We start from the raw sequence: 12624 nt of genomic DNA on the forward strand, positions 1-12624 counted from the left end.
CACTTGGAGCAGACGATCCCCCAGACCTCGGCACGCTACGCCGAACTCGCCGAACGCGCCCGCGCCACCCGGCGCCACATCATCACCATGGTCCGCGACGGCAAGAGCGGCCACCCGGGCACGAGCCTCTCGTGCACCGACATCCTGGTGGCGCTCTACTTCGCCCACATGCGGCACGATCCCAAGCGCCCCGACTGGGCCGAGCGCGATCGCTTCGTCCTCTCCAAGGGCCACGGCGCCCCCGGCCTCTACGCCGTCATGGTCGAGGCGGGCTACATCGATCCCAGCGAGCTGACGACGCTGCGCAAGATCAACACTCGCCTCCAGGGCCACGTGGACATGCACAAGATCCCGGGCATCGAGGCCTCCACCGGCAGCCTGGGCCACGGCCTCTCGCTCGCCCACGGCATGGCCCTCGCCCTGCGCATGGACGGCAGCGACAGCCGCGTCTACACCCTGTTGGGCGACGGCGAGTGCCAAGAAGGCCAGGTCTGGGAAGCCGCCATGTCGGCCGCCCACTACAAGACCGGCAACCTGGTCGCCATCGTGGACCGCAACGGCCTCCAGATCGACGGCCCCACCGAGAAGGTCATGGCCCTGGGGGACGTGGCCGAGAAGTTCCGCGCCTTCGGCTGGAACGTCCTCGAGATCGACGGCCACGACTTCGGCCAGATCCTCGAGGCCCTCGACAAGGCCAAGGCGAGCCCCATGGTCGGCCAGCCCACCTGCATCGTCGCCAAGACCGTGAAGGGCAAGGGCGTCTCCTACATGGAGAACGTCGTCAAGTGGCACGGTACCGCCCCCTCCGCCGAGGAGGCCGAGATCGCCCTGAAGGAGCTGAGCTAATGGCTGCACCCGTCGTCAACACCAAGGACAAGATCGCGACCCGCACCGCCTACGGCGAGACCCTTCGCCAGCTCGGTCGTGAGCGCTCCGACATCGTCGTGCTCGACGCGGATCTTGCCGGCTCGACCATGACCAAGTACTTCGCCGACGAGTTCCCCGACCGCTTCTTCAACGTCGGGATCGCCGAGCAGAACCTGATCGACACCGCCTGCGGCTTCGCGCTCGCCGGCAAGGTCGCCTTCGCGAGCTCCTTTGCCATGTTCGCGGTCGGCAAGGCCTGGGAGATGGTCCGCAACTCCGCGGGCCACATGAACCTCAACGTCAAGATCGCCGCCACCCACGCGGGCCTCACCCTCGGTGAGGACGGCGCGACCCACCAGATCCTCGAGGACATCGCGATCACCCGCGTCATCCCCGACCTGACGGTGCTCGTGCCCGCCGACGGCCCCGAGACCGAGGCCATGGTCCGGGCGGCCGCCGAGCATGTCGGCCCCGTCTACATCCGCCTCGGCCGCCCCGCGGTGCCCGTCATCAAGCGTGAAGGCCCCATCGACTTCAAGATCGGCCGCGCCGAGATCCTGCGCCAGGGCAAGGACGTCGCCCTCGTCGCCTGCGGCGTCCTGGTCTACCAGGCCATGCAGGCCGCCGAGGAGCTCGCCGCCGAAGGCATCGAGGCGACCGTGATCAACATGGGCTCGATCAAGCCCATCGACCGCGAGGCCCTGGTGGCCGCCGCCCGCACCTGCGGCGCCGTGGTCACCGCCGAGGAGCACAACGTCATCGGCGGCCTGGGCGGCGCGGTCTGCGAAGTCCTCGCCGAAGAGTGCCCCGTCCCCGTCATCCGGGTCGGCACCCAGGACACCTACGGCGAGTCCGGCACCGCGGACGCCCTCCTCGAGAAGTACGGCCTGCTTGGCGTCGACGTCGCGCGCGCTGCGCGCCAGGCGATCGCCAAGAAGCGCTAAAATCACCCCACACGTAGAAAGGAACCCACAAGCACCATGGAACGCACTTTCCTTGCCGTCAAGCCCGACGGCGTCCAGCGCGGTCTCGTCGGCGAGATCATCGGCCGCTTCGAGAAGAAGGGCTTCAAGCTCATCGGCCTCAAGCTGATGCAGGTCACCCGCGAGCAGGCCGAGACCCACTACGGTGAGCACGCCGGCAAGCCCTTCTTCGGCGGCCTCGTCGACTTCATCACCTCGGGCCCCATCGTCGCCATGGCGTGGGAAGGCAAGAACGTCATCTCGACCGCCCGCACCATGATGGGCGCCACCAACCCCGCCCAGTCGGCCACCGGCTCGATCCGCGGCGACTTCGCCTCGGACATCGGCCGCAACATCATCCACGGGTCGGACGCTCCCGAGAGCGCCGCGCGTGAGCTGGGCATCTTCTTCAAGCCCGAAGAGCTCCTCACCTACTCGCGCGCCATCGATACCTGGATCACCGAGTAAACGCGCACCCGCCTTCGCGCCGCGGCCCCTCGTGGGCCGCGGCGCGTTGCTATAGGGACAAGCGGCAAAACCTCACGATCCGCTTACGCTCCGCCGCACGAAATATATCTTAAAATACAAGACATCCTCCCAACATAAATTAATCGGATTGGTCTGGTTCCCCTCCAAGCCGCCGGTCGACGTCGACCGCGCCGCGTCACGACGGGAGGCGCCATGATCCAGCTGAGCACAGCAGAGCGCCCACTCGAGGAGGCCTTCTGTGGCCTGGCTCCGTACCTGATCGAGACCCTCACTCACTCTCTCTGCGCCCAGTTCCGGGCCGACTCCACCTGGGCCTGCCTCAGGCTACCCGACGAGCCGGGGGTCATCCTCGCGGCCGCTGGCAAGCTCCCTTCAAGCTTCCCGATCGCCCCGCTCCACTGGACGGAGCATGGCGCCCAGGTCGATGCGGAGTGCCGCACCGAGATCGTCGCCATCGGCTCGTTGCGCTACGAGGGCGCAACGCTCGATTACCTGATCGGCCGCGCCGATCAGCCCCTCTCTCCTCTGGAATGGCGACGCTTCGAGAGCCTATTCGAGCGCTGGCAAACGGCGCTCGACGAGGCGATCAGTGAGCAACGAGCTCAAGCCCTGGCCTTCCAGGCGCGCCTGGCCCAGCGCCGCGAAGCCCAGTGCAAGCGCCTCGCCGCCAAGCTCCAGGCCCAAACGGAGCAGCAGAAAGGCATCTACCACGACCTCATCAACGACATGACCCCGGCGGTCTTCGCCACCGAAGCCCTCCAAGAGCGTCTCCCCAGCCTCGAAGAGCTGGGGCACCTCCTCTTGATCGAGCGGCAATTCACCCGCATGCGCCAGCGGTTGCGCCGCGAGATCGGGGCCGGGGCGCAAGGCTCCGAGCCGGGGTGCGACAGCAGCCGCATCCTGCGCGAGACGATCGCCATCTGGCAAGACGCCTTCGCGCGGCGCGAGCTGAGCCTGCGGATCGATCTGCCGGCAGCCCCCCTGCACGTGACGGCCGACGAGGCAGATGTCTCCACCATCGTCTGCAACCTGCTCTCGAACGCCCTGAAGTACACCCCGCCGGGCGGCAAGATCGCCATCAGCCTCGGCACCGCGGGGCGAAACGCCTGTCTCGTGGTCCGGGACAGCGGCAGCGGCATCGCCCCGGACGTACAGTCCCAGCTCTTCGAGCCGGGGGTCCGGGGGCGTACGGATGTCGAGGGCAGCGGGGTCGGGCTCTGTCAGGTCGCACACATCGTGCGGCGCCTCTTGGGGGGCATCTCGGTCGACAGCACCTTGGGGCAGGGCAGCAGCTTCCGGGTCCTCTTGCCCCTCGTCCCGCTTCGCTAGGCGGAAGGGGCCGGCGTGGGATGGACGCCCAGTTGCTCCAGGGCCTGCAGCAAGGACTTGACCTTGATGGCCTTCTCGAGGCACAGGGTCGTGCCCGGCTCCAAGAGGTCGCGCACCCGCTCCTCGGACTCGGCGGTCACGAAGATGACGGGGATCTTGGCGGTGCGCGGATCCTTGCGGATCTCCCGGCAAAGGTCGTCGCCGTTCATCAGGGGCAGGTGAATGTCGAGGATGATGGCGGCCGGCGGCTCGGCGGCCACCGCCCGCAGGGCCTCGAGGCCGTTGCGGGCGATGCGGGTCGAATAGCCCGCGTCGTTGAGGCGCCGGATCAAGAACTCGACCGTATCGGGGTTGTCCTCGACCAATAGGATGTCGCGGTTGGCCATGCGCGCCCCCTTCACAAAAAAGCATCACCGGAAGCAAGCAAGCTTACTCCCGGTGATGCTAACACAGATCGGACCCGATGAGCGAGGCGCCGCTCAGGACTCCTCCTAGGAGACCTTGAGGAGCTCCTTGAGCTTGCGGGCGGTCTCGGGCAGATCCTCGGTCTGGATCTGGCCCATCAGCAGCAGACGCACGTCACGCTCGGGCACGTCCGCCTCGAGGGCGAGCTTGCGGACGTCGTAGCCGCCCTTGCCCATGGCCGCCATGATCTTGCGGACGACGGGCTCGTAGCGGTCCTCGGCCGGGAAGATCGAGAGCATCTCGTCGGAGATCTTCTCGGCCGAGCCGCCTTCCTTGAGGTGGCCGCGGGCGATCAGCATCTTGGTGACGAGCAGGTTCATGAAGACGTGCTCGATGGCCAGCGGGTTGCGCTCGGCCCAGTCCTGGACCGGGGCCAGATACTCGCCGAAGGTCTCGGGCGCGACCTCGAGGACCTCGGCGATCTTCTCGATGACCTCGGGGTTGCGGGGGAAGGGCACGTCCCCACGCAGGATCTCGTACATGTAGGTGCGCGAGATGTCGACGCGGTTCGCGAACTCCTGACGGGTCAAGCCCACCTCTTGGAGGCGGTTCCAGAGCTTGCGGGTCGACTCGGGCAGCACGCTGACGAGCTGCTGGTACTCGGGGAAGACCATGGGATCGATCTTGGCGACCTCGGCGAAGCGCTCGAGGGTCTCACGCACGGTCGGGAACTTCACCTTGGAGTTGAAGATGCGCGAGACGTACTCGTAGCTGAGCTCCGTCTCCTTGACGAAGGTCTTGCGGTTGACGCCGGCGACCTCGAGGGCACGCTTGAGGATGTCGATCGACGGGCTCCGCGGCCGCGAGGTGCTGGGCCCCTCGCCACGGGCGGGCATCCGGTTGAGAGCACGACTACGGTACGTCACTGACGATCACCCTTTCATAAAGGAATGCTGCCAGGAGCAGCGGTACGAGGGAGGGGCGACTTGATGGGCTTACTATAGCACAGAGCGCGCTTCACACCTGGATTCAAGTCAAAAATTTAACATAGGAACGACAAAATCACACCAAATAAGGACTTTCGTCCCGACATCAAAGACGAATGGCCTAAGCGCGCCGAATGGGCTAGAATGCCGGATGGAACCTGTCGCCCCGGTGCCCCGTCATGGGAATGGCGACAGAAGGAGGCATCATGCAACGATTCTTGAAGGCGGTTTGTCTGGCGGCCATGTTGGGAACGGTCCCGGCCTGCAGCCAGATCCTGGCGGGCGGCCTACAGGCCGGCCAGGCGCTCTTACCCATCACAGACGAGCAAGAGATCCAGATCGGGCGATCCGCCGCCCAAGAAGTGCTCGCCGACCCCAAGACCCCACCCTACGGGAACGCCGAGGTCAACGCCTACGTGGACGCGGTGGGCAAGAAGGTCGCCGCGCGCTCCGATCGTTCGGATCTGCCCTACACCTTCCACGTGATCCAGAGTGACGAGCTCAACGCCTTCGCCCTGCCGGGCGGCGAGATCTTCATCACCACCGCGGCCCTCAAGGCCATGAAGAACGAGGCGGAGCTTGCCGGGGTGCTCGCGCACGAGGTCGTGCACGTGGCGCGCAAGCACGGTGTCGACAGCCTGCGCGCGGCCATGGTCGCCCAGGGCATCACGACGGCCGCCCTCGGCAGCACGCCGGCGATGGTCCAGCAAGCGGGCAAGATTGCAGCCTCCTTGGTCCTCAAGGGCTACAGCCGCGGCCTCGAGTCGGACGCCGACCACTACGGGGCCATCTACTCCAACGCGGCGGGCTACGACCCCCGGGGGCTGGGCTCCTTCCTGACGACCCTCGCGCAGACCGTCGGTGACACGCCCAAGGCCTTCGAGGCCTTCGGGGACCACCCGGTCATCTCCGAACGGGTCGCCGCCCTCGACGCCGAGATCACGAAGCTCGGGCTCAACGCCCGCAGCCAGGAAGCCGAGAGCTTCCTCTCCCGCACCGCGCCTCTGCGCTGATTTAGCAAAAGAGCCGCAGGCGCTAATGCCTGCGGCTCTTTTCTCAGGTTTAAGGCAAAACGATCGCCCCGCCGAACAGCGCCGAGCCCGAGCGGAACTCGAAGGCCCACGTACGCTTGGCGGGGGCCTTCAAGTCGTAATAGGTGGTGCTCCAGGGACGCAGGGTGCCGGGTAGCCCCTTCTGAAAGTCGGCGACGGGACGGGCCTGGACCCCACCGAGGGTGAGGCCGCCGTAGGTGCCCCTCAGGTTCACGTCGCTCGCGTACGAGAAGCGCCGATCATCGGTGAGCTTCAGGCCGCTCACGGCGTTGGCCACCGTCCAGTCCGAGTACACGTCCTGGAAGCTCGCCTCGCGCTTGACGAGCCCCCCTTGGACCGCGCCCACTCCCGTCGCGGGTGCCGCCAGGGCGTCCTTGACCACCTCGGCGCCGAAGCGATCGTAGAGGTAGCGAGCAAAGAGGTAGCTCAGGCCGTACGAGAAGCCATTGGGGTTTCCCGCCCAGTCGGTGAGCGAGTATTCGGCAGGGGCCTCCTCGAAGCGCTTGATGTCCCGCGCGATCGCCTCGTTGCCCCCGCGCAGCCCATACCCGCACAGGTCCATGGCGAGCATCGCCCAGCCCTCGTCGAGCCAGGTCTCCTCGGGAGTGGCGCGGTTGGGCACGAGCACCTTCTGGTTGAAGACGCAGAGGTGGGTGAACTCGTGGGCGAGCGTCCCGAAGACGGTCTGGGCGGGCTGCTCGAAGAGCCGGCTGGTCAAGAAGATGACCTTCTTCTGGTTGGTATGGGCGCGCGGCCCGGTCGCAGCAGGCGAGAGCAGGTCCCGGCTCCAGAAGTAGCCCATCAGGCCCTTGTCCTTGCCGAAGTTGTCCACCGCGGGCGAGAGGACCACGTAGACCCGGCTCTCGCCCGATGGATCGGTCTTGGGTTCGGCCCCGAAGGTGCCGGTCACGGTGCCGTAGATTCGGCTCTCGAAGGCCTCCCCGAGGCGCTTGAGCTGATCGTCGGTGATGCCCTCGGCCCCCTCGGCGTCCACGTAGAAGTTGGCGTGGGCGGTGGTGAGCCTTCGCTTGGCCGTGCGCTTCCGATCGCCCGCCTCGGTCGAGTCCCCGATGTTGACCCAGAAGGTCTCGGTCTCCGCGGCCGCCTGCACCCGCCGCACCGGCTCCCAGTCGAGGGCGCCGGGCTCTTGGGCAAGCCGAGCGCCCGACTCCCGGAAGCGGGCCTCGCCCTGAGTGGGATGCTGGTGCTGGATCCTGAACTGGAAGGCCGGGGCCTCGGCGTGGGCCGCGCTGACGGCCATCAAGAGACGGTTGGCCTCGCCGAGCTCCACGCGCATGGCCTCGCCCGCGGGCAAGACGAACTGCCGAACCAGCCCCCCCGCGGCCCACGCGGTGCGGGCCGTGACGGGAGTGGTCGGGAGGCTCGTGCAGGCCGCCAGGGTGACGGTCAAGCCGAGCAGCAGGGCGCAGGCGCGGCTCGTCATGGGGTCATGATGCGCGAAAGAGGGGCCTTTGTCAGCGTACGGACGCGACCGCGCGGCCCTCGCTGATCGAGGCGAAGGCGTTGGCGATGCTCGAATTCTTCTGCTCGACCTTGCCGAAAGCGGCGACTGCGGCCCCGTCCTTGGAGAGGTCCGGGATGTCGGCGGTATCGAGAGAGTTGCTGACGCGGCCTTCGAGGATGTCCACGTCGTTCTGGGAGACCGCCTCGAGCTTCGCGGCCGACAGGCTGGCCTTGAGCTTGTCGGCGACGATGGTCGAGGCCGTGTTGAGGTCGCGCGCCGTGCTGGTGCCGGCGGGCTTGACGAAGGCGGTGATGCGCAGGGTGCCGCCGCTCTTGGCCTTGGTGGTCGCCACCAGGATCACGGCCTTGCCGCTGGGCAGGCCCTTGATCTCGAAGAGGCCCGACTTGTTGGCCTTGACCGCCGCGCCGATGGCGTTGCCGTCGGCCGCGTAGGCACGGACCTCGGCCTCGGGGACCGCCCGCTCGCCGGCAATCGTCCCGGCGATCCGGTAGGCGTCGGTGAAGGCGATGGCCGCCTGCTGCGTCTCGGGGGCCTTGATGAGGCCGCTGACGGTGGTGCCGCCCCCCAGCTCGCCGAGCAAGCCGGTGCAGCCGCTGAGCGCGAGGGGCAAAACGAGGGCGATCGTACGGCGGATCATGAAACCTCCTCGGGGGACGCGGGCGAGGCGAGCGCACTGGCATGACACCACGCCGACAGGGCCCTTTGATCATAGCGGGCACTCAGCGCTTTGAAAAGCGCAGCGGCGGCTTCAGCCTGCTCGGCCGCTTCTTGGGCGCAACCGGCCGCTTGGTGGGCACGCGCGAGACGGAAGCGGGCACGGCCGAGCTCCAGCCGATTGCCGAGCATCGAGAGGCGGTGGATGGCCCGCTGAAGATGCCTGTTCGCCTGCGCATGACGCCCCGCTCGCAAGAAGGCCTCCCCGGCGAGCGCCCAGAAGACGGCCCGCTGCGCCTCGCTCTTGCCGCGCCCCACCAGCCGGATGCCGCGCACGATGGCCTCCCAGGCGGCCTGGGGCTGCGCGTCGGCGAGGCAAGCCTCTGCGAGCAAGCGGTAGCCCTCACCCAGGATCTCGGCGTTGCGCAGGGCTTCGAGGGCACGCAGGCCGTCCGCGATGAGGGCGATCGCCTCGGCGTGGCGCCCCTGCTTGGAGCAGGCCTCGCCCAGGTTGCAGAGGATCCCGCCCTCGCGCGAGGCGAAGCCGATGCGGCGGCAGATGGCCAGGGCCTCGCGGAAGTGCGCCTCGGCGGCCGCCAGCTCGTCCTGCTCCAGGAGCAGGGCGCCCAGGTTGCTGTGGCCCATGGCGATGCGGCTCTGGTCGCCCACCCGGGTGAAGGCCGCGATGGCTCGCTCGATGAAGCGACGGGCCTCCTCGAACTCGCCGAGCTCGTAGTGGAGCTGGAAGAGGTTGTTGCAGGACGAGCCGACCCCGAGGGTGTCCTCGCAGGCCTCGCGCAGCACAAGCGCCCGCCGGTGGGCGCCGAGGGCCTCCGGGTAGCGCCCCAGCTTGCCCAGGGCGATGCCCGTCACCGAGTGGCAGAAGGCCAGATCCTTGCGCGCCTCCTCGGCGCCCAGGCCCTCGGCCGCCGTCTGACAGCGTGCGATCGCCGCCTCGAAGCGACCGAGACCGACCTCGGCGTAGGCGATCGCCCCCAGGAGGGCGGCACGCTCGGGCGCCTCGCCTGCCGCCAAGTCGGCAAGCCCCGCCTGGTAGCAGGCGATGGCCTCCTCGTAACGGCCGAGCCGCTCGTGGATCCCGCCTTCGGCGCGCCGAATGCCCGAGCGCTCGGTGCCCGAGGCGGCTCCGTCGAGGGCCCGCGCCAGGTGGTCCAGCGCGACGGGGTAGGAGCCAAGCGTGCTCTCGGCGGCCGCCAGGGCCGCGTGGATCTCGCTGGCGCTCGGCGTCGGGGCATCCTCGTACGAGAGGCGCTCGCGCAGGGTCAGGGCCTCTTCGAGGTGCGCGCGGCTGCCGGGCGCATCGAAGCGGCGCTGGGCGAACAGGCCCGCCGCCAGCTGGTAGCGCAGCGCCTGAGGCCACGCCTCGGCCCGCAGGAAGTGCAGCGCCAGGAGCGCCGCCTTCTCGCCCGGCTGCCCCTGGATTTCGGCCTCCAGGCGATGGCCCACCCGCCCATGCAACAGGCGTCGCTCCTTGAGCAGGATGCCCTCGTAGGCCACCTCTTGGATGAGCGCCTGGTTGAAGGCGTAGAGGTCGGTCTGCCTGGCACGCGGATGGATCAGGTCAGCCCGCGTCAGCTCGCCGAGGGCGGCCTCGGGCGCAGGCAAGCCGGCCACCGCGCAGAGCAGGGAAGACGAGAACTCCCGCCCCATCACCGCTCCCACCTGGAGCGCCCGGCGCGCGGTGACCGAGAGGCGATCCACGCGCGCGGCGACGACCCCCTGGATGGTGGTCGGCAAAGCCCCCGGTCGACGCTCCGGATCCAGGCGCCAACCATTTGCCTGCCGCACCAGCGCCCCCGCCTCGACCAGCGATCGCAAGAGCTCGCACAGATAGAGCGGGTTGCCCTCGGCACGCGCGGCCACCTCGGCGAGGACCTCCTCGCAGCCGGCCGCCTCGTCCTCGGTGCCGAGGCCCAAGAACTCCCGGATGAGCGCGTCGCTCTCGGCGCGCGCGAGCGACGCGAGGAGCAGCGACGTCGCGTCGAGGCCCGTCGCCTCGAAGGCGGCCAGATCGCTCGGCAAGCGGCTCTGCCCCAGGACCAAGAGTCTGAGCGGGCGCTCGGCGCGAGCCAGGCGGCGCACGAAAGCGACGAGCCAATCGCGCGACGCCTCGTCGGCCCACTGCAAATCCGACAGGGAGAGGACCAAGGGCCCCTCGAGCGATAACAAGCGCTGGTCGAGGGTCTGGAGGGCGAGGCCGCGCAGGGCCTGGGCGGAGAGCTGGCGCAGCTCGGCGCTCTGGATCTCGCGCCCCAAGAAGTACCCGAGCAATTCCGCCTCGCGCGCGGCGTCGGCGGCTCCCTGCGTCCGGCACCAGCCCTCGAGACCCGCAAGCCCCTCTTCGCCGAGCCAGTCTTCGAGCAAGGCAGCGATGAGGCCGTCGCTCGTTGCCCGGCGGTAGGAGAGGCAGCGCGCGCGCAGAATCCGGACTCCTTCGAAGCGCGCGAGGGCCTCGCGCACCAGGCGGCTCTTGCCGACGCCTGCCTCGCCGCTCACCCAGACCGCCTGGGGCGTCCCGGCCATCATCTTCTCGCAGGCCGCATGCAGGAGGGAAAGCTCGGACCCGCGCCCCACGAAGGCAACCCGTTCGCGCCGCGCCCCGGCGTCACGAGCCTGGGGGCCCAGGGGTTCGAAGGCGCGAACGGCGGCCGTGCGGCCCGGGATCGAAACGGCGTCGCGTTCCGCGTAGTGCCAGGCCTGCCGCGTCAGACGGTAGGTTGCCTCGCTGACGAGGATCGCTCCCGGCGTGGCGTGGGCCTCCATCCGGGAGGCGAGGCTGACCGTCTCCCCCTGGACCGTGTAGTCACGCTTTTGCTCGCCACCGACCTCGCCGGCAATGACCAGGCCGGTGTGCAGCCCTACCCGGACCCGCAAGCGGATGCCGGTATCGGCTTCGAGCCTGTCGGCAAAGATACGTGCCGCCTGCTGCATCTCCCAGGCGGCGGCCAGCGCTCGCTCCGGGTCATCCTCGTGGGCGATGGGGGCCCCGAAGAGGGCCATGATCGCATCGCCGATGTACTTGTCGACCACCCCACCGAAGCGGTAGATGGGCTCGGTGAGCACCTCGAAGAAACGGTTGACGATGGCTGTGACGGCTTCGGGGTCGAGCTTCTCGCTCATGGCGGTGAAGCCCGACACGTCGGTGAAGAGCACCGTCACCACCCGGCGATCGCCGGCGCTGGCGCTGACGTCGACGAGGCGTACACCGCACTGGGCGCAAAAACGGGCATGGGGGACGCTGGGCGCCTGGCAATGAGGACAGGTCACGCGGTTCTCACAAGGCTCTCACGAGGGAAACGGGCTCGTCGATTATAGCTTATGCCTACTCGCTTTCGTCGGGTCGATCCGGCTCGGCAAATGCTTGACCGTTAAGTTATTTTAAGCTTATCATTTGGAAACAAATCTCTAAAATTTCGCTCTCTTCTCTCTCTTCTTTCCGTGCCCTCACTCAGAAAGGAAGCTTGACTTGATGCATCGCGCCACCCGCATGATCCCGCTCGCCCTCGCGCTCGTCGTCGGCGTCGCTCCCGCCGCATTCGCCAAGAACCACCTCGCCCAGGCCGCTGGTACCCAGCAGCAACAGCGCCAGAACCAGAAGATGACCGGCATGCAGCAGATGCTGCCCGGCGGCCTCTCGGTCAAAGGCCAGCTCGATCACGCCTACTCCGAGGCCCTCAACGTCCAATCCGCCCTGGCGATGGACATGGAGGACATGGCCAAGAACCACCTCGCCAACGTCAAGCTCATCATCGCCCACCTCGAGCAGTCGGGCGCGAAGCTCGACAAGCCCATGACGGACCGGCTCAGCGCCATCCGCAGCGAAGCCGACAAGCTCGACAGCATGATGGGCGATCGCAACGCGGCCCTCAAGGGCAGCGCCATCCTGGTCTCGCGCTTCGTCACCTTCTACGACCAGATGGCGAGTGCGATGCCCATGGGCGGCGGCGGGGCCATGGCCCGCCCGATGAAGTCCGCGACCGAGCTGCTCGCCAGCGCCGGTGACTCCGCGGCCATGACCCAGTCGGCGCTCGCTGGCCGCGACTTCGCGACCGCCGTCAACCACGCCCGGGACGTGGACCAGCACCTCAAGATGGCCGGGCTGGCCCTGGTCGCCCAGGGCATGACGGCCCAGAGCAACGAGGTCAAGCACGTCAAGGCGCTCCAGCAGGACAGCCGCAAGCTGGTCGGGGCGATCGAGAGCCGCTCGGCCAGCGCCACCAAGCAGGCCGGCCAGATGGTCGATCGAATCGGGACCGAGCTGATGCTCGTCGCCAACGCCACAATGGGCGGCGGCGGCGGGATGAGCCACCCCGAGCACCGCTAAGAGGACCTGTGAAGCGGGGGCGCCTATGGCGCCCCCGCTTCCTTTACGG

General features: G+C 68.3%; 11 protein-coding genes. 6 read left to right on the top strand and 5 right to left on the bottom strand.

Annotated elements, in window-relative coordinates; translation table 11 throughout:
- The first annotated feature begins 15 nt into the window (after positions 1 to 15).
- From J7643_11485 to J7643_11500, 4 genes are all read left to right on the top strand, one after another.
- Positions 16 to 846 (top strand): transketolase, encoded by an 831-nt coding sequence (locus J7643_11485; GenBank protein MBO9541201.1) that lies wholly within the window; start codon positions 16 to 18, stop codon positions 844 to 846.
- On the top strand, positions 846 to 1811 hold the full coding sequence (locus J7643_11490; protein ID MBO9541202.1) for a transketolase family protein: 966 nt from the start codon (positions 846 to 848) through the stop codon (positions 1809 to 1811). The genes J7643_11485 and J7643_11490 overlap by 1 nt, the downstream gene beginning before the upstream one ends.
- A 36-nt stretch (positions 1812 to 1847) precedes the next feature.
- On the top strand, positions 1848 to 2297 hold the full coding sequence (ndk, locus tag J7643_11495) for a nucleoside-diphosphate kinase (GenBank protein ID MBO9541203.1): 450 nt from the start codon (positions 1848 to 1850) through the stop codon (positions 2295 to 2297).
- A 213-nt stretch (positions 2298 to 2510) separates the two neighbouring features.
- Entirely contained in the window at positions 2511 to 3647 is a 1137-nt protein-coding gene (locus tag J7643_11500) for a HAMP domain-containing histidine kinase (GenBank protein ID MBO9541204.1), read from the top strand.
- On the opposite strand, the gene J7643_11505 is transcribed toward J7643_11500, so the two are convergent.
- Positions 3644 to 4033, bottom strand: a complete 390-nt coding sequence (locus J7643_11505) for a response regulator (protein MBO9541205.1) — start codon at positions 4031 to 4033, stop codon at positions 3644 to 3646. The genes J7643_11500 and J7643_11505 overlap by 4 nt on opposite strands.
- A gap of 105 nt (positions 4034 to 4138) precedes the next feature.
- Positions 4139 to 4978 (bottom strand): helix-turn-helix transcriptional regulator, encoded by an 840-nt coding sequence (locus J7643_11510; protein MBO9541206.1) that lies wholly within the window; start codon positions 4976 to 4978, stop codon positions 4139 to 4141.
- Positions 4979 to 5244: 266 nt separating this feature from the next.
- On the opposite strand from J7643_11510, the gene J7643_11515 reads away from it, so the two are divergent.
- A complete protein-coding gene (locus J7643_11515; protein MBO9541207.1) occupies positions 5245 to 6051 on the top strand; it encodes a M48 family metalloprotease in 807 nt (268 codons plus the stop codon).
- Between the two features lie 49 nt (positions 6052 to 6100).
- Here J7643_11515 and J7643_11520 read toward each other — a convergent pair whose 3' ends face one another.
- Genes J7643_11520 through J7643_11530 form a run of 3 tightly spaced genes read right to left on the bottom strand, consistent with a single transcriptional unit; the run spans position 6101 to position 11518 of the window.
- A complete protein-coding gene (locus J7643_11520) occupies positions 6101 to 7534 on the bottom strand; it encodes a hypothetical protein (protein ID MBO9541208.1) in 1434 nt (477 codons plus the stop codon).
- 31 nt (positions 7535 to 7565) lie between these two features.
- On the bottom strand, positions 7566 to 8213 hold the full coding sequence (locus J7643_11525) for a hypothetical protein (protein ID MBO9541209.1): 648 nt from the start codon (positions 8211 to 8213) through the stop codon (positions 7566 to 7568).
- Positions 8210 to 11518 carry a tetratricopeptide repeat protein gene (locus J7643_11530; protein MBO9541210.1) on the bottom strand — a complete coding sequence of 1103 codons (3309 nt, stop codon included), beginning with the start codon at positions 11516 to 11518 and terminating at the stop codon, positions 8210 to 8212. The genes J7643_11525 and J7643_11530 overlap by 4 nt, the downstream gene beginning before the upstream one ends.
- Before the next feature lie 202 nt (positions 11519 to 11720).
- On the opposite strand from J7643_11530, the gene J7643_11535 reads away from it, so the two are divergent.
- On the top strand, positions 11721 to 12575 hold the full coding sequence (locus J7643_11535) for a hypothetical protein (GenBank protein ID MBO9541211.1): 855 nt from the start codon (positions 11721 to 11723) through the stop codon (positions 12573 to 12575).
- The last annotated feature ends 49 nt before the right edge of the window (positions 12576 to 12624 follow it).

The organism is bacterium (assembly GCA_017744355.1).
GTDB lineage: Bacteria > Cyanobacteriota > Sericytochromatia > S15B-MN24 > UBA4093 > JAGIBK01.